The sequence below is a fragment of the Pedobacter alluvionis genome (assembly GCF_003664035.1).
GTDB lineage: Bacteria > Bacteroidota > Bacteroidia > Sphingobacteriales > Sphingobacteriaceae > Pedobacter > Pedobacter alluvionis.
The window spans coordinates 61,497-78,352 of sequence record NZ_RCCK01000010.1 but is presented as its reverse complement, the minus strand read 5'-3'; the positions used below and the strand labels follow the sequence as shown (position 1 = coordinate 78,352).

The window sequence follows — 16,856 nt, the reverse complement described above, 5'->3', positions numbered from 1 at the left end:
TCCGAGCAAATGGAGTACATAGGCAGGAAAAATTAGAAATAAGTCAGTCTGTATAAGAAGGCGTGTTGCCCGCAAAAGAAATGTGGTGTTTCATAACCTGTTAGGTTTGAAACAGGAAGATGGTAGTGAATCTCCAGGTGCTTTTGAAAAGGCTGAACGTCACTGGCAACATCGTTGAGGTGCTGGAATTTTTTACGGAATTTTGGCTGCTTCTGATCTAGCGCGGCCAGCGAAGCTTGTTGCTGGTCCTCCCCTGAAATGGGGCTCACAATACTGGTAGACGTTGTCGAAATAGAGAAAATCCTTTGAACCAGATCCCTGGTTAGATGGGAAGGACGTAAAAAAAAGAAAGCCAGCAGAAGCAATAGCAGTAACGGAAAATGTTCCGGAACAGCAGAGCGGATTTTAAAAAAGGAATCTTCTCTTGTTCTAACCATTGAAGCACACTGATTTGGATGCAAAACTACAAATCACAGTACAAAATTCAGTTACATTACTGTAACAGATATGAAACTTAAAGCTTTTTTAACAAGAACTGCTTTAAAACAACACAAAGAAAAGCATCTTAGAAATTGACACGAAAATTCTGATAAACTTCCGAAATAAATGCTAGAAAAATATTTTTTTTTAAACTTTTTAGCTTTCTATTGGTCTATTTTATATGATTGACACACAGGAAACCTTTAATTTTACAACAATGCCCTTAGTCAGCGGCATCTTACTTCTGATTTTCGGCACCTTTATTTTCATCTTAGCAATCTGGCGAAGAAACGAACGGAGAAAACTAATTGGAATCAATGAGTTTACCTGCTCAGACAGGATGGTCAATACCAAGGGTACAGAAAAGATATTACGATTTTTGGCAGTAGTGCTTCTTTTATCCGGTTTTATACTCATCACCTTTGAAGCGCTCAGAATTGAAGACAAGGTAACGAATGAAGTTACCGTAAGCGAAAATAAAGGAATAGAATCAGACTCAGACTCAGGTGTCTGAAAACAGTTTTTCATTCCTCATTCGAAACGAATAGCTTAAACCTACTTATTGAGTCATGATTTAGTATAGATTTGGATTTTTCCTCGCAAAAAGCTATATTATCAATATTAACCGCTCCAGGTAACAGAATTTTTCATTAAAACTTTTCAAATTTGGCATTAAAAAAAGCAGGATTTTACAGGGGGCCACGCTTGCCCTTCAGAAAAAAAGAAGCGGAACATAAAATAAATGAGTTTATCACCTCCCCGGAGGTCCGCCTGACGGGAGAAAATGTTGAAACCAATATTTACCCGCTCACAGAAGCACTCAAAATGGCTAAAGAACTGGATTTAGATCTGGTTGAAATTTCACCAAACGCCAGCCCACCGGTTTGCCGCATCATCGACTACAGTAAATTTCTTTACGAACAGAAAAAAAAGCAAAAGGAGATTAAAAGTAAGGCCAAGCAGACCATTATCAAAGATATCCGTTTCGGTCCAAATACTGATGATCACGATTTTCAGTTTAAAGTTAAACATGCCGTTTCTTTCCTGGAAAGTGGAGAGAAAGTACGCGCCTTTGTCCACTTCAAGGGCCGCTCTATTGTATATAAAGACCAGGGTGAAATTCTGCTCTTGAAATTTGCACAAAGTCTGGAAGAGGTTGGCAAAGTGGAGTTATTGCCAAAACTCGAGGGCAAGAGGATGTTTCTGACCTTAGCACCAAAAGCAACGAGGAAATAAGGCCTAATTGCTTAAATGCATGATATAACAACATGCTCCCTGTTATCTGAATCTATTTTGAAGAACAGGGAGCTATATTATTGCCAGCCGTTTATGCGAGCCTGATCATTTTCTACCAGCTCCGGGAGTATCCCATATTTAGCATATTAATATAATAGTTTATCAACCAACAAAATAAAAGTCATGGCAAAAACCTTTCTTTAAAGCTCATTATTGGGCTTTTATTTACTTTTCAGAAAGTCCCCCTATGTAAATTAGAACATTTGAGTTTGTACAGATGGTGATTTGTTGCTAATTCTGGTACGCTTAACATACGTTCTGCTACTATTTTGAACCATCCAAATGATTTCCAGGTTGCTGATAAGGTGTATTCTTATCCGTGCAGCCATGGCAGAAAATACTTTGTTGCTGGCTGTTTTTGCTTTCGGCACCATTAACAGCAATTGGGCAATAAGGTACACCAGATTTGTGTTTTGATGCCGTTCTCTGTTTCCGAATAAAAACAATGGAGCTGGAAATTTTGCTTGGGCGGGCAGATTCAGGTATTTTTTGAAATTCTTATCATGGCTCTTAGCTTCACTAATTTTTACAAAAACGGGGCTTTACGAATTGGCATCAATAAGCATATGCACTTTTAGCCCATCCTTTTTCTTCCCTTCGTGCTTTGGATTGCAGCCAACTCCTGAAAAATTTATTGTCCCGATCGCGCAAACTATCTCCGAAGGTACTTTTGCAAGGAGAGCTTTACAGGCCCAGATGGTTGAGCTTGCCTGCAAAGGCCTGTAGCCCCGTCACTATTTCGCTACCCGAATCACATCTGGAGAGGATCCCGAACAGCATCAATATCAGTTGTATTCAAACTGGAAACGCCTTATAATAACGTTTACGCCATGTTCAATAGCCAGTTTGTCGAATTTCGACCTGGGAAGAAAACCTATCAGCTGTTTAAATACTGGCTGACCGACCAAATGCTTATCTTTATCCACCATATTTTGATTTGTGGTAAAACCAAGGTATGAAAAATGGGGCTTATTTGTTGTAGCCCCATTATATTATTGATCTTTGTTGGTTAATAGTGTAATTTTATACAAAAACAAAGAATAATTTTTTTTTCAAAAATATTCTTTGTAGTTTTATATAGCCAATCTGCTAATATATAAACTTACGCTCTCACAACAATGATCTATGAAATATTAGCAACTCTCAAGGATAAGCTCAATGAGTATATATGTTTAAAAATTGACGATCCGGATGACATAGTAGCGTTTCCTGATGGAGGTAAGTTAGACCCATCACAATTTCCGCTCAATAATATCACTCTTGTACTTATTAATATCGAAGAAGAAAAATCAGTCCGCTCGGCAGACCGGTTTAGCGGTGTAGTAAGGAACGGTTTGAGAACAGAAATCAATCCCAGTATCCCGGTCAATTTGCTCATCCTATTCGTTGTTAGGTTTACTGATTATCAACAGTCCATGAAGGTATTATCGCTTGTAATTAGATTTTTCCAGCGTAACCGGGTGTTCGATCATACTAATACTCCATCTTTAAGCCCCGAACTAAGCAAATTCACTGTAGAGTTGCAAGCCTTGCCTTTAGCAGAACAGAATGAGCTTTGGAATTCCTTACATTCGTCTTACCAACCATCGTTGCTTTACAAGGTAAGTATGCTGGTATTTAGCGATAAGGAATCTATACAAGTGATCCAGGATGTGAACAAGATAGACCTGAATATCTCGATATAGTTATGGAATTTACAAAGCACCTAAGTCTGGCTATTCAGCACGAGTATTTTGACTCCGGACCCGTCCCTGGGATATCTATTAGTCCCACTGAGCAATGCAAGAAACAATTAAAAAAATTCGGATTGCTGGTTAAAACAGATACCGGCGGATTAGGCATCTTTAAGGCCAATTCTCCTGATACAGGCGTTTACGCAACTATGCCTTCATCAGAAGTAGCTTTTGATTTCCTTTTTTTTATAGCCGATAATCAATTTTATCACTACACTGCTTTGAGCGCTAAAAAAAATGATGAAATCTACCTATTCAGTAATCAAAATGCCAACAAAAAAAATACGACCACGCTGGTAAGCAGTGTTGTGTCTGCAACTGAACTTGGCGATATAACAGACGGGCCTTTGCTGGGCATTATTAGATTGCGGTTAAACTTCAGGTTGCCGGCTAAGCTAAGGCTTATGTTTCCAGCCCCGTCGTTAAAATGGAATTACTATGTAATTACCGGCCCTTTACGTGCAAGCCTGGTAGTAGATGGTAAACTATCAGGTATTTTGTTCTCTAAAAAAGAAAACACCGAAAGCCAGTCCGATGCCATAGTTAAAGCCTTAACCAACAATTACCCGAAGGCAAAGGTCGCATCCTTCAAATCAGATAAGGTCATTGCACTTAGCAACCAAGGGCGAAAAAATATCCAGCTAAAGAACGAATTAACCAATTCGGTGATCATAAAACATTTACCTAATCCATCTCTTCATGATAATGGGATACAAATTATTAACCTGCTTGATTAAATAACATACCAGAACTAAACTATAAACAATGGCAAATTATTACACCCCAGGTGTATATGTTGAAGAAATCTCAACGCTCCCTACTTCTGTAGTAGAAGGCTCAACGGCCGTTCCGGCCTTTTTGGGTTACACTGAAAAAACCGAATACAATGGTACCGACCGCAAACTGGTACCTACCCGTATCAGCACGATGCTGGAGTTTCAGCAGTATTTTGGTGGCCCGCCGGCACCGGTAGTTACTGCAAAGGCAAAAGAAACCACGCAAATAGTTTTTGATGGGATTAGCGAGTATACAAGTTCTATTTATACACTTTATTATTCGCTGGATCTTTTCTTTAAAAACGGTGGAAATTATTGCTATATCGTTTCGCTTGGCGGGTATAGTTCTCCCGCTAAATTGGATAAAGAGGATTTTGAAAGTGGCTTAAAGGCGCTTGAAAAAGAGGACGAACCAACGCTGATCGTAATGCCGGATGCCTGTGGCCTTGACGCGGACACATATTACCCCATTTGCCAGGAAGCGCTTGCACAGTGCAAGCGATTAAAAAACCGGTTTTGTATACTGGATGTGCGCCCGGCGGATGCGGCTTCAGATAAATCTGCAGTAGAGATATTCAGGGAAAAAATCGTGTCAGAAAACCTTCAATATGGCGCGGCATACTATCCTTTTCTTAAAACTTCTATAAGTCCCACAATAGATGAGACCAAAATAACAATAACAGGCTTAAACGATGCCACAACTGAATCAACACTTAAGGATATTAAAACTAAAAATACCGGCTTGTATTCAGCTATTAAAAATGAATTGAATAACCCTAAATATAAAGTAGTCCTGCCAGCCTCGGCCGCTATAGCAGGGGTCTATGCATCTGTTGATCGCGATCGTGGTGTATGGAAAGCCCCGGCAAACGTAGGTCTTAACGCTGTGATAGAACCGGTAACTAAAATTACCGCTGCCGAGCAAGATAAACTGAATGTGGATGCAACGAGTGGCAAATCTATCAACGCTATACGTAGCTTTACGGGTAAAGGTATTATTGTTTGGGGCGCACGTACACTTGCAGGCAATGATAACGAGTGGCGTTATGTTTCTGTTCGCCGCCTGTTTAACCTAATCGAAGATTCGGCCAGCAAGGCTACTTTTTTTGCTGTATTTGAACCTAACGATGCCACCACATGGTTAAAAGTGCAAAGCATGATCGATAGCTATCTATACAGCCTTTGGCAACAAGGAGCATTGGCCGGGCCAACCGCCAAGGCGGCCTATTTTGTGAAAGTAGGATTGGGATCAACAATGACCACACAGGATATTTTGGAAGGCAGGATGATCATAGAAATAGGTGTGGCTGCCGTAAGGCCTGCTGAGTTTATTATACTCCGCTTTTCGCACAAGTTACAGGAAGCATAATTATTAAACTATAACACCTTCACACTATTAACATGGCTACTACAACAGAACAAATAAAAACAGATTATCCGCTGCCGGTATATAACTACAGGGTGGATATTGATGCCGACACGATATCATTCTCTGAGGTTTCGGGGTTGGAGATCGCATATGAAACAATCACTTATAAAGAAAGCCGCATCAACGCCGCAGGGTCAGGCCCAAACATTATGTATATGCCAGGGATGCCAAAACCTTTGAATATTACCCTTAAAAAAGGATATGTTAAAGGAAAAAGCAGGCAGGCACTTTACAATTGGATAAACGAAACAAAGCTTAACAGAACGGTAAAAAAAGATATCAAAGTACATTTGTGCGATGAAACAGGAAAGTCTGTAGTGCAATGGAAAGTGACAGATGCCTTCCCTATTAAGCTTACAGCGCCAAATTTTAGTGCAAGTACAGATGATGTGGCTATCGAATCGATGGAATTGATGGCAAGCAGCCTAACAATGGAAGAAAATTAATGGACCCGTTAACGATACACAACGCAGATCGCTTGGGCCGGACGGTTAATGAATATCCGCTTCCGGCTTATAACTATAAGGTTTCCATAGGCGGGCACGATGTGGCTTTTGCAGAGGTATCCGGCCTTAAAATGGAATATCAAACAGTAGTGTATAAGCATGGCATGAGTTATGCCACAGGAGCCCAAGTGCTGCGTGGACAGCCGATGATCAATACTATTACCCTAAAAAGGGGAATAGCGCATCGCCGGCATGAGTTGTTCAATTGGCTAACTCAAAATAATGCGCTGGATATTTTCATCGACCTTTGTAACGAAGAAGGCATGGCGCTTATCCGTTGGAGTATATACGGCGCTATGCCGGTGAAAATAGATACGCCAGGTTTTTCTGCCAGCAGTGATGAGGTAGCGATAGAGAGTATCGAATTGGTAGCATATAACCTAAAAATTGAATATATTCAGTAAACATGGGCATATTTTCTTCAAACCTCGCATTAAGTCACCGGTTTGGTGTGTATTTTCTTGAGACAGGTTTTGCACCTTCCGTATTAGATTTTCGCTTTCAGCGCGTTTCAGGCATGCAGGCCGAGATAGAGATGGAAACGATATATGAAGGTGGCCAAAACCTGTCCCAGCACCGTGTTCCGAAGCGTGTTAATTACAGTAATTTGGTCCTCCATCGCGGCATGGTTACAAGTTTATCGCCTTTGGGCCTTACTGTTAATATGGCGCTTTCGAGCTTTAGCTTCAATCCGTCTAATGTGTTGATCATACTTTTTAACGAGGCTGGTGAACACGTAATGCATAAGCTGTTTTTAAAAGCAGTTCCTATCAAATGGTCAATTTCTGATATGGATGCCGAGTCTGACAGGGTGATGATAGAAAGCATCGAACTATCATACACCAGCTTTACCTCATTGCCTCTTCCATTCGCGTTCGAACCACCTAAAATCCCGGTAATAGATATTATTTAATATGGCTGTAGAAATTAGAGAGCTGGTAATAAAAGCTACTGTAGTAAATACCGACGCCAATACAGCAGAAGGTGGAAGCAATGCTATAGATAAGGCGCAAATCATTCAGGAGTGTGTAAAAGAAGTCCTTAAGATCATTGCTAAAAATAAAAACAGGTAACGATGGGAATATTCGATAAGATTAAAAACAACTCGGTTGTTAAAAAGGTATACTGGAAGCTTGAGAAACTGACCATTTTCAGTTACCCAAGAATTAATTTTCATGACAGGGGTGAGCAAAAGATTGAGGTGATGTTTAACCCGGAATCATACTCGCTTACATATGAGAACGTTTACGGCGGGCATCAGGGGATCAACACCACAGGCCGCAATGCAAAATATACGTTAAGTAAACCTTCAACGTTATCGCTCAAGCTAATATTTGACGGAACGGGCGTTACAGAGTTTAGCCTACCTTTAAGTGGTACTTATTTTGATCCGGTATTTGAATTAAGAAGGCCCTGGTCTAAAAGCGAAACAGTATCGCAACGCATCAGAAAATTCATGGCCCTAACCTCGGAAATGGATGGAGAAGTGCACCAGCCGCGGTTTCTTAGGATTGAATGGGGTACATTGGTGTATAAATGCAGGCTGAAAAGTTATAAAATTACCTATACGCTTTTTGATAAGGGGGGAGACCCGCTAAGAGCAGAAGTAGATGCCCTTTTTTTTGGTGAGACCGATGAAGCAGAACGGATTAAACGGGAAAATAAAAGCTCGCCCGATCTAACCCATAAGCGGATCGTAAGATCGCATGATACCTTGCCCTTGCTTTGCCATGAAATTTATGGGTCGGGACATTATTACCTCGAAGTGGCAAAGGCAAATAAATTGGTCGATTTTAGAAACCTAGTGCCGGGCCAGGAACTTTATTTTCCGCCGATCGAGCAACAACTATGAGTAGTATAACTTATACCATAACCAGCGATAACAAGGCTATGCCCGCCGGGTATAATCTGTTAAGTATTTCGGTATCGAACGAAGTAAACCGCATATCGTATGCAGAAATGGTACTTATAGACGGTGATTACTCAAAACTGGAATACAGCATTAGCGACGGAGATTTTTTTGACCCGGGTAAAAAAATTAGCATTAGCATAAGGGAAGAAGGCCAATCTGAAAAAGAAAAAGTAATTTTTAAGGGATTGGTGATTACACAATCGCTTAGGTATGACCAGGGAAATAGTTTACTTACGGTAGAGATGAGCGATGAGGCCATCAGGATGACAACCATAAAGCAAAGCGATGTTTTTAAAAATATAAAAGATAGCGAGTTAATAGCAAAACTTATTTTTAATAGCCGAATAGGTAAGGGTAAAGTTGATGAAACTAAATTTAAGCATGAAAGTATTGTGCAGTACCATTGTACCAATTGGGATATGTTGCTAAGCAGGGCCGATGTAAACGGACTTTTGGTAACGGCAGTAAACGGAAGCATTTCGGCACGTGCTCCAAAACTGTCTACCCCTTCTGTAAAGACTTTTAAGTTAGGTGTGGATGTAATTTACGATCTTGATCTGAAACTTGATATTAGTAATCAATACGCTGGCATACAAACAAATACCTGGAACGATACAAACCATAGCGTGGTGGGTAAATCAGATATCCCGTCGTTCGATTTAACGCAGGGTACATTAAAGGCAGCGGGCATAAAAAAAATATCGGGAGACAAACCGGAGCAGCTATTAGCTTTAGTGCCGCTTAGCGCTGAAGAGGAAAATGCCTGGGGGGAAGCAAGGATGCTGAGAACAAGGCTCTCCATGTTAAAAGGGAGCTTTAAGGTAGATGGAATAACCAGCTTGAATTTAATGGACAACATCAACCTGGAAGGGATGGGGTTAAAATTCGCAGGGGTTACCATGATTACAGGCATACGACACGAAGTTACCGAGAACGGATGGTTCACCCATTTACAATTTGGGCTGGGGGCCGATTGGTTATCGGGTACCACACCACTTACTGCGTTACCGGCATCCGGCTTGTTACCGGGCATAAACGGCCTGCAAACGGCTATTGTAGAGGCTATTGAACTCGACGCTTCTGAACGGGCCCGGGTAAAAGTGCGGATGTTTGGTGTTGCCGGCGCAGACAAAGTTGTTTGGGCGCGTATGGCTACCTTGGATGCAGGCCATAAACGGGGTACATTTTTTTGGCCTGAAAAAGATGACGAGGTTGTGCTTGGGTTTATTAACGACGACCCCCGGTACCCGGTAATACTGGGTTCGCTTTACGGATCTAAAAATACGGCACCCGTTGAATGGGATGATACGAATGCCAGGAAAGGATTTTTGAGCAAAACAGGGCTAATGTTGCTATTTAATGATGACGCACAGCAGATAACTATTTCAGCTTCTGATAAAAGCTATATTATAATTAGCGAAGGCAGAAAAGCCATCGAAATAAACGATGTAAATGGCAATAATATAACGCTAAATAGTGACGGAGTTGTGATTAATGCTGCCGAAAACCTGGTTATTGAAGCCAAAGGCGATGTAAGCATCAAAGGGAAGACCGTAAAAATTGAAGGAAATAAAATAGAATTTAAATAATAATTATTATGAACGAAGTTAAATTAACGCTCAGTTTAAAGGAAATTAACCAGATTTTAGAAGCACTTGGAAATCAAAGCTATGTGTCTGTTTTTGAACTGGTTGCTAATATCCAGGAACAGGTACAAACACAAATGAAAAATACAGGACCGATAGAAACCGTCGCCTAACTATTAATGGCCCCATCAGTATATCATGGAGAATAAAAATGCATTTCTTGGCCAGGGTTGGAGTTTTCCACCCGAGTTTTTTGCTGGTGGTGCCGGTATAGAAATGGTTGCCGGCGAGGAAGATATTAAACAAAGCCTTGGTATATTACTTACCACTGCCATGAATGAAAGGGTAATGTTTCCCAATTATGGCTGCGACCTTTCACGCTACCAGTTTGCCGAGATTGGGCAGGGGCTTATCAATTCGCTCGCCGCAACTGTTTCAGATGCGATATTATTGAACGAACCACGGATAATAGTGGAGCAGGTTGATGTTACCCAGGATGATGATGAAATGGGGCTGTTACTTATCTCGGTCGAATACGTCATTATGTCTACCAATAACAGGTACAATATGGTTTATCCTTTTTACATTAACGAGGCATCTAAATGATCTGCCTTAAAACACCTTAACCTATGGCTGATCACCCCCTTATTGATGGCGACCATGTACAGTTCGAGCCAGTTTTTATGGCGGCCTTTGTAACGGTTGCCCCGGGTACTATAACAGGCTCGGGCAAAAGCGTGGCAGGTGGCAAAAAAATATGTGTTGAAGGAGACGAGGCCAGCGTAGTAGTAGCCGGATGTAATTATGTGGCACCACCATTTGATACACCCGGCACAGGTACCATTAAAATAGCGAAACTAGGCCCGGATCAGCTGTCTCTAATAACAACCGATTCGGCAAAAAAGATAATATTAAAAGGCCGCTATTTTATTGCAAAATTTCAGGTACAACAGCCGGCCGTAGATCCAAAGACATCAGCGCCTGATCCCCAGCCATCTTATCCCGGCAAAGGACATTTTATAACCACCAATTTTAAAATAACAATAGATTAACATGATCGGAGGGTTAAATCCAAGAAAACTTGTTTACCGCGATGGCACCAGCCAGTCGCAGCGCATTATTGCCGCACCCGATCCCAACAGTATCAACATAGAGGAGCGTACCCTACGCGATCTGCTTGAATTTGCCACCAGCTTTGCCAAATATCTTAACTTTTACAATGAAGAGAACAAAGCAACCGGTGATTGGAGTGGTTTTTTAAATGGCGGGGTATTAGACAGTATCGGTCAGCAAAAATGGCTTGCCGGGCTGATAAATTACGCAGAAGGCACCTATGATCTTTCGCTTTCGCACCAGGGAACTCCATTTTCAAGCCCCCACCTGGCTCTATTTGTTACATTTTTAAAACTGCTCGACAATATTAAACTACAGGTGAACGATTTTACGAAGAAACACCTGGATCTTTATTATGAAGAGCTTTTGGGTATGGATAAAAAAAAGCCCGTACCCGATGTTGCGAATATTATTGTTCAACTTACTGCCGATATGGAGAAACTGTTGGTGCCAAAAGGTACGCAGTTAATGGCAGGAAAAGACAGTGAAGGAAAAGATCTGATATATCAAACAGAAAAAGACACCATGATCAGCCAGGCGGCTGTCAAAAATATAAGATCGCTTTTTGTTGATAAAAAAGTGATTGGGCTTCGCGAAAAACGCCAAAATAATACCAACCGGCTACAGATTTTTAAAGAAATCATGAATATGGCTTTAGGATACGATACATTCGATCCGGAGCTTTCAGGTGATAACCTTACTGCTACTGCTTTAAAATATTTACTGTTAGATGCAGAACTTAACAAAATTGTCCGGTCTGCGGATCCGAAAAAAAAAGAAGAGCCAGACTGGGAATGTATATATCAAACGCTAGAAAAAGCTTACCGTCGCCTGATGATCAGGAACCGGCAACAAGCTACAGAAAGGCCACCAGATCTGCTCGGTTTGCTGCAAATAGCACTGGGAGATAACGATGGCCATCTACCGGACCTAAATAATAACCAGATTGATACAGAGACGCTGAATGATTTGTTTGATCAGGCAGAAGCAAAAGATAATACACCCCAAAAAGCGCTGGCCGTTGCGTATGTTACCGGCAAGTTAATGCTTTCGGTACCACAATTTACCGACATGGTAAAAAGTCTGAGCGCAAAAGAGATCACAGACCTAAGATGGAGAGAGATCTACGTGTTGCTGGAAACGGCAAGATCCAAAAGGAAAGACCTTGCTTTGGCTGTGCCGCAAGAAACGGAATGGAAAGATATTGTTGCTGTGGATGACGTAAAAGCCATACCGGGAGCAAGCGCACAAGTTCAGCATTTCAAAACCTTTGGTGTAACCAGCCCCCACCCAGGTAACGGTAACAATAAACCGGTATCGCTGGGTATGGCCATTGCATCGCCAAGGCTTTTAATGCGCGAAGGTGTAAGGAATATTGATGTGTATATCGCCTTCAATGCTACCGACAGGCTTAAAACCGTACAACTGGCAAATGCGATCAACCAGCGCGGTACGCTGCCCCCGCCCTTCCTTTTTTACATAAGCACTGGTAAGGGCTGGAAAAAACTAACCGAAAAGGCAATGTCTTTCGGTGATTTTTTACTACCTGAATCCGAAGGGGAACAACTGGGAATATCGATAAAGGACGGGATACTTAGTTCGGCAACAGAGATCTTTTTTGCATCGGGTATAGGGGAGCATATCATCATGCAGGATGGATCGGTATATAGGATAGATAAAGTTATCGACCCTAAGCGTGCCCGCGCTACTATGAAGGCCAAAATGCCGGGTCAGCCCTTTACCAGACGATACACCCGTACCGAACTATATCTCAATGTGATCCACGTACGGTTTGAGCTATCCGAGACCGACCCCGAGATATTGGCACCCGGACCGGACGACAATACCATCAAATTACAGCATGATGAGCCTGTACTGGCCTTTATGCTAAATAATCGCGACGAGCAAAGTACCCTGGCTAATGGCTTTAATAGCTGGTATCAAAAATTTCACGGGCTAACAATAGCCAACATCCGGCTGGATGTAGACGTAAACGATATCAAGTCACTGAGTATTCAAAACGAATATACTGAATACAATCCTAAAAAGCCTTTCATGCCATTTGGTGCCTATCCGCGTTCGGGCAACCGATTTTATTTTTCTCATCCCGAGATAGCGGGAAAGATGATTAATTCCCTTACGCTCAAATTCAACTGGATGGATGCCCCGGAAAGTTTTAAGAAATATTACAGCGCCTATTGGGATATAATTAAGAACGATATGGGCGGCTTGAACACACAGGTTACCGGCAACGAGTTTTTTTTGACCGACCTTACCATGATTGATCATGACCTGCCACTTGAGTCAAAGAAGATTACTTTATTTAATAAAACTAACGCGACTCTCGAAAACAAAATAACTACACCTGTAAATTGGCTCAAAGCCAGTGCAAGGGATCTGGATGCGAACCAGTTAAACAGCAGGGATGAGGTGATTAACTGGAAACGTTATTTTGTATTGGAACTAAAAAATGATTTCAAACAGTTGGCTTATCCCACACTGGTTACCAGGCAAGCACTTAACTATACCGAATATAAAGAACTGGTGTTAAACCCGCCCTACGTGCCCATATTAAAGCAACTAACCGCAGGCTATAAAACATCGGTGAATATCAATTTTGAACACTTAGATGATACAGGGAGCTTTTTTCATATCAGCCCCTTTGGCTATGCCAAACCGACAGAAAATACTTTTATGCCTCGTTTTGATGATCAGGGCGAACTGTACCTGGGGCTTACCGGTTTGGGCTACGGCCAAAATCTATCGCTCTTGTTCCAACTGACTGCCGGTAGCGGCGACCCCGACGTGCAACGACCTAATGTGCAATGGAGTTACCTTGATAATAACCAATGGATACATTTCCCCAGGCAGGCTATACTAAGCGATAGCACTAACGGGCTATTAAATACAGGTTTGCTGGAACTGGTTATTCCGGCTGGTTTAAGTAATAATAACACGCTAATGGCTGACAGTCTTTATTGGCTGCGTGCAACAGTTAACAATGGTACTGCCTCCATCCCTAATCTGGCAGACGTGATGGCACAGGGCCTTAGCGTCGTATTTATCAACAATAATAATGCTGCCGATCACCTGGCAGAACCATTGAAGCCAATGAGTATAACATCCGCCATGGATAGGCTTCCCGGTGTAAAAACGCTGGCACAACCCTTTGCATCTATGTATGGCAAGCCTGGCGAAACCGTTCCGTTATATTATTCGCGCGTGAGTGAACGGCTAAGGCACAAGAACCGTGCGCTTACGATGTGGGATTATGAACGCCTGGTGCTGGAGGAGTTTCCTGAAATATACAAAGTGAAGTGCTTGCCCGGTAATTTTTCGGGCACTATGCAAGACACCGGCGGTGTTGATGTGATCGTGATCCCGAGTATACAGGGACGGCAATTGTTCAATAGTTTTCAGCCTAAGCTACCGGCCGATGCCTTGTTGCGTATCAGCAACTACCTGGACGCACGCATTCCGCCATTTGTAACAGTAACTGTAAAAAACCCAACCTATGTTCAATTAAGGGTACGCACAGCTGTACGTATAAAATATGGATATCTGGAAGCTTACTGTCTTGAAAAGCTGGACGAGGAGCTTAAAAAATTCCTTGCTCCCTGGGCATATGATGAACAGGCAGAGATCGTTATCGGCGGAAGCATCTATCACAACGTGATCGTTAATTTTATAGCCGAAAAGCCTTATATCGACCATGTGAGCACTATTAAACTGCTGCAAAGCGTAGACGGGGTAACATTCCGCGACGTGTTGAATAAAGAAACTGAAGGAGATGTCTCCATTGTTGATCCTAATGTAATACTGGTATCTGCAGACTCACATGAGATCCGCGTACTTACCGATGAAGAATTTTTGGAAACATCTACAGAAGGAATAGGATACATGGCTGTTGATGTAGACCTTAAGATAAGTTAAAATATTATAAACCTTTAAACGCAATCATAATGGCAATAAAAAGCAGAGCTGAACTAAAGGCTCGTTTCCAAACAAACAAGATCCCGACGCAGGATGATTTTGCAAACGTAATTGAATCGGCTATTAACCTGGCCGATGATGGTGTACGGAAAAGTTTGGGCGATCCGCTGAGCGTAAAGGCCGGCGGCGCAACACAGGAATTACTGGCCTTTTATGAGAGCTTCGAATCCTGGCCAACACCCAACTGGAAAATTAACCGAAAACCAGGTGCCAACCCGGGATTTAATATTGCCACAGGCGACGGAACAAGCCGGCTATTTATTGATGAAAAGACCGGTGCTGTAAATATTGGCGGCATTAACGCTGTGAGATCTGCCGAGCCTGGCATGCTGCAAGTGGGCGATGATACAGTTACAAATAGCAACGGACAACTGGTGATTGCAAGACTAGTAGATACAAACCGCAACCGCGCATTTAAAATTGGTGTAACCGATGATTGCCATTTATGTATCTATGATTTGGGACACACAGGTAATCGGGCTCATGAAGAACGGCTTACCATTGAACATGGGGGTAGAATATCTGTAAAAAAAGGTTTAGAGGTTAACGGATTATTAGAAGTCAAGGGTGATACGACAATAAGCGGTAAACTGGATGTGAATGGCACCGTTAGTGTTAATAACGGCCTTAAAGTGAAAGGTGATACGGCAATAAGCGGCAAACTGGATGTGACTGGCACCGTTAGTGTTAATGACGGACTTAAAGTAAAAGGCGGGGTAATAAAGTGGGGTGATGGAGCCTTGGGAGGCGACACCAAAGATCCTGGCATTTATTCAACTATTGATGGCATGTACATGAAATTTGCCACTGTAAATGCACCAATCAAATTCTTCAACAATAAGGCCGGTGAACAGGCGGCATCTGGCCGACCAAATATGATCATCGGCAAAAACGGCACTGTTGGCTTAGGAACCGATAATCCTTTAACCATTAGCGGTTGTAATGTGCTGCAAATAGGCGATGATAGTATAGATGGATCTTCGGGACAATTGATCTTTGGCCGAAACCAGGGCGGCATTACCAGGTCAGTTAGAATGGGAGTTGACAATTATGGAAGTTTTAGTGTTGGCGATTTCGGTAACAAAGACTCGAATCCCAGGGTATATACGGAATACCTGAATATACATTGGGAAACTGGCTTAGTAACAGTAAAGAAATCACTAAAGGTAGATGGCAATGTATGCTTAGGTAAAGACGATAGTCGTGATGAAAATGCCAGACTTTCAGTAGGTGGAGTGGTCCATATTAGCGGGGTGGGCACAACAGATTTTATCAAGAAGCAAGGTTGTTATATTACCTGGAACAGAGAAGGATTCTCTGGGCAAACGCACTTTGTAAATCACGGAGGTCTTGGTGTCGGAGGGTTTAAGTTTGAAAATATGCCGGCAGGAACTACTACGCCCAAAGTTATGGCTTACATAAACCACGAGGGCAATCTTTATTTAAAAGGAGATTTTAAAGGCGCTGGATCCTTTAAGGAGTCTTCTGACGTGCGCATAAAAAGAAACATCCTGTCTGTTGATGGAGAGACAGACCTGGCCCTGCTTAACAGGCTTCGCATAAAAGATTATGATTACCTTGGTAAGGGAACGAGCGAGCGCAGGAAAGGGATAATAGCCCAGGAGGTTGAAGAATTTATTCCCGAAGCAATATCACAAGACACATCTTTTGTGGCCGATATATTTGCAGCACCCGTTAAAATTACAGCGATGGGCGATGAAATGCTGCTTATTATGGCCGAACCACATCGCCTTGTTAACGGAGATCTGGTTAGGCTGATTCTTCCGCATGGTGACACAGAATGTGCCGTGGCTGTTGTTGACGAAAAGAGCTTCCGGGTAACAGGTAATGCAAATGATTTTAAAGATGTGCTGGTATTTGGCAAACAAGTATCTGATTTTAGGCGTGTTAATTATAACCACCTGTTTACGCTGAACCTTAGCGCAACCCAGGAGCTTTCTAAAAAAATAGATGTGCTGTTAGCGTGGAAAGCATCGCTTGATAAGAAGATGGTAATGGTTGATTAATTTAC

Annotated in this window: 19 protein-coding genes; 16 read left to right on the top strand and 3 right to left on the bottom strand. The window is 42.1% G+C overall.

The window, feature by feature from the left end; translation table 11 throughout:
* Window positions 1–32 precede the first annotated feature (32 nt).
* Window positions 33–437, bottom strand: coding sequence for a hypothetical protein (locus BCL90_RS00585; RefSeq protein ID WP_121282031.1), 405 nt, complete (start codon window positions 435–437; stop codon window positions 33–35).
* 260 nt (window positions 438–697) lie between these two features.
* On the opposite strand from BCL90_RS00585, the gene BCL90_RS00580 reads away from it, so the two are divergent.
* Both BCL90_RS00580 and infC read left to right on the top strand, forming a co-directional pair.
* Complete coding sequence (locus BCL90_RS00580; RefSeq protein WP_134380511.1) at window positions 698–994, top strand: hypothetical protein; 297 nt, start codon at window positions 698–700, stop codon at window positions 992–994.
* 152 nt (window positions 995–1,146) lie between these two features.
* Window positions 1,147–1,716, top strand: a complete 570-nt coding sequence (gene infC / locus BCL90_RS00575; RefSeq protein WP_121282029.1) for a translation initiation factor IF-3 — start codon at window positions 1,147–1,149, stop codon at window positions 1,714–1,716.
* Between the two features lie 744 nt (window positions 1,717–2,460).
* On the opposite strand, the gene BCL90_RS26180 is transcribed toward infC, so the two are convergent.
* Window positions 2,461–2,556 (bottom strand): DUF4372 domain-containing protein, encoded by a 96-nt coding sequence (locus tag BCL90_RS26180; protein WP_121282027.1) that lies wholly within the window; start codon window positions 2,554–2,556, stop codon window positions 2,461–2,463.
* 5 nt (window positions 2,557–2,561) lie between these two features.
* Window positions 2,562–2,705, bottom strand: coding sequence for a DUF4372 domain-containing protein (locus tag BCL90_RS26175; protein WP_121282026.1), 144 nt, complete (start codon window positions 2,703–2,705; stop codon window positions 2,562–2,564).
* Between the two features lie 189 nt (window positions 2,706–2,894).
* On the opposite strand from BCL90_RS26175, the gene BCL90_RS00555 reads away from it, so the two are divergent.
* Genes BCL90_RS00555 through BCL90_RS00500 form a run of 14 tightly spaced genes read left to right on the top strand, consistent with a single transcriptional unit; the run spans window position 2,895 to window position 16,851 of the window.
* Complete coding sequence (locus tag BCL90_RS00555) at window positions 2,895–3,461, top strand: DUF4255 domain-containing protein (protein WP_121282025.1); 567 nt, start codon at window positions 2,895–2,897, stop codon at window positions 3,459–3,461.
* A gap of 2 nt (window positions 3,462–3,463) precedes the next feature.
* Window positions 3,464–4,246 (top strand): hypothetical protein, encoded by a 783-nt coding sequence (locus BCL90_RS00550; RefSeq protein ID WP_121282024.1) that lies wholly within the window; start codon window positions 3,464–3,466, stop codon window positions 4,244–4,246.
* Between the two features lie 28 nt (window positions 4,247–4,274).
* The gene (locus BCL90_RS00545; protein ID WP_121282023.1) at window positions 4,275–5,654 is read left to right on the top strand and encodes a phage tail sheath family protein; all 1,380 of its coding nucleotides are present in this window, start codon (window positions 4,275–4,277) and stop codon (window positions 5,652–5,654) included.
* A 32-nt stretch (window positions 5,655–5,686) separates the two neighbouring features.
* Complete coding sequence (locus BCL90_RS00540; RefSeq protein ID WP_121282022.1) at window positions 5,687–6,160, top strand: phage tail protein; 474 nt, start codon at window positions 5,687–5,689, stop codon at window positions 6,158–6,160.
* Entirely contained in the window at window positions 6,160–6,624 is a 465-nt protein-coding gene (locus tag BCL90_RS00535) for a phage tail protein (RefSeq protein ID WP_121282021.1), read from the top strand. The genes BCL90_RS00540 and BCL90_RS00535 overlap by 1 nt, the downstream gene beginning before the upstream one ends.
* Before the next feature lie 2 nt (window positions 6,625–6,626).
* The gene (locus tag BCL90_RS00530) at window positions 6,627–7,133 is read left to right on the top strand and encodes a phage tail protein (protein ID WP_121282020.1); all 507 of its coding nucleotides are present in this window, start codon (window positions 6,627–6,629) and stop codon (window positions 7,131–7,133) included.
* Window position 7,134: 1 nt separating this feature from the next.
* A complete protein-coding gene (locus tag BCL90_RS25505) occupies window positions 7,135–7,293 on the top strand; it encodes a DUF5908 family protein (RefSeq protein WP_166792136.1) in 159 nt (52 codons plus the stop codon).
* A gap of 2 nt (window positions 7,294–7,295) precedes the next feature.
* Window positions 7,296–8,072 carry a CIS tube protein gene (locus tag BCL90_RS00525; RefSeq protein WP_121282019.1) on the top strand — a complete coding sequence of 259 codons (777 nt, stop codon included), beginning with the start codon at window positions 7,296–7,298 and terminating at the stop codon, window positions 8,070–8,072.
* Entirely contained in the window at window positions 8,069–9,721 is a 1,653-nt protein-coding gene (locus BCL90_RS00520; protein ID WP_121282018.1) for a phage baseplate assembly protein V, read from the top strand. Before BCL90_RS00525 ends, BCL90_RS00520 begins: the two co-directional genes overlap by 4 nt.
* Window positions 9,722–9,729: 8 nt before the next feature.
* Complete coding sequence (locus BCL90_RS25500; protein ID WP_166792135.1) at window positions 9,730–9,891, top strand: hypothetical protein; 162 nt, start codon at window positions 9,730–9,732, stop codon at window positions 9,889–9,891.
* A 25-nt stretch (window positions 9,892–9,916) separates the two neighbouring features.
* Window positions 9,917–10,324 (top strand): GPW/gp25 family protein, encoded by a 408-nt coding sequence (locus BCL90_RS00515; RefSeq protein ID WP_121282017.1) that lies wholly within the window; start codon window positions 9,917–9,919, stop codon window positions 10,322–10,324.
* Window positions 10,325–10,347: 23 nt separating this feature from the next.
* Window positions 10,348–10,770 carry a hypothetical protein gene (locus BCL90_RS00510; RefSeq protein WP_121282016.1) on the top strand — a complete coding sequence of 141 codons (423 nt, stop codon included), beginning with the start codon at window positions 10,348–10,350 and terminating at the stop codon, window positions 10,768–10,770.
* A 1-nt stretch (window position 10,771) separates the two neighbouring features.
* Window positions 10,772–14,764, top strand: a complete 3,993-nt coding sequence (locus tag BCL90_RS00505) for a baseplate J/gp47 family protein (RefSeq protein WP_121282015.1) — start codon at window positions 10,772–10,774, stop codon at window positions 14,762–14,764.
* A gap of 29 nt (window positions 14,765–14,793) precedes the next feature.
* On the top strand, window positions 14,794–16,851 hold the full coding sequence (locus BCL90_RS00500; protein WP_121282014.1) for a tail fiber domain-containing protein: 2,058 nt from the start codon (window positions 14,794–14,796) through the stop codon (window positions 16,849–16,851).
* Window positions 16,852–16,856: the final 5 nt, after the last annotated feature.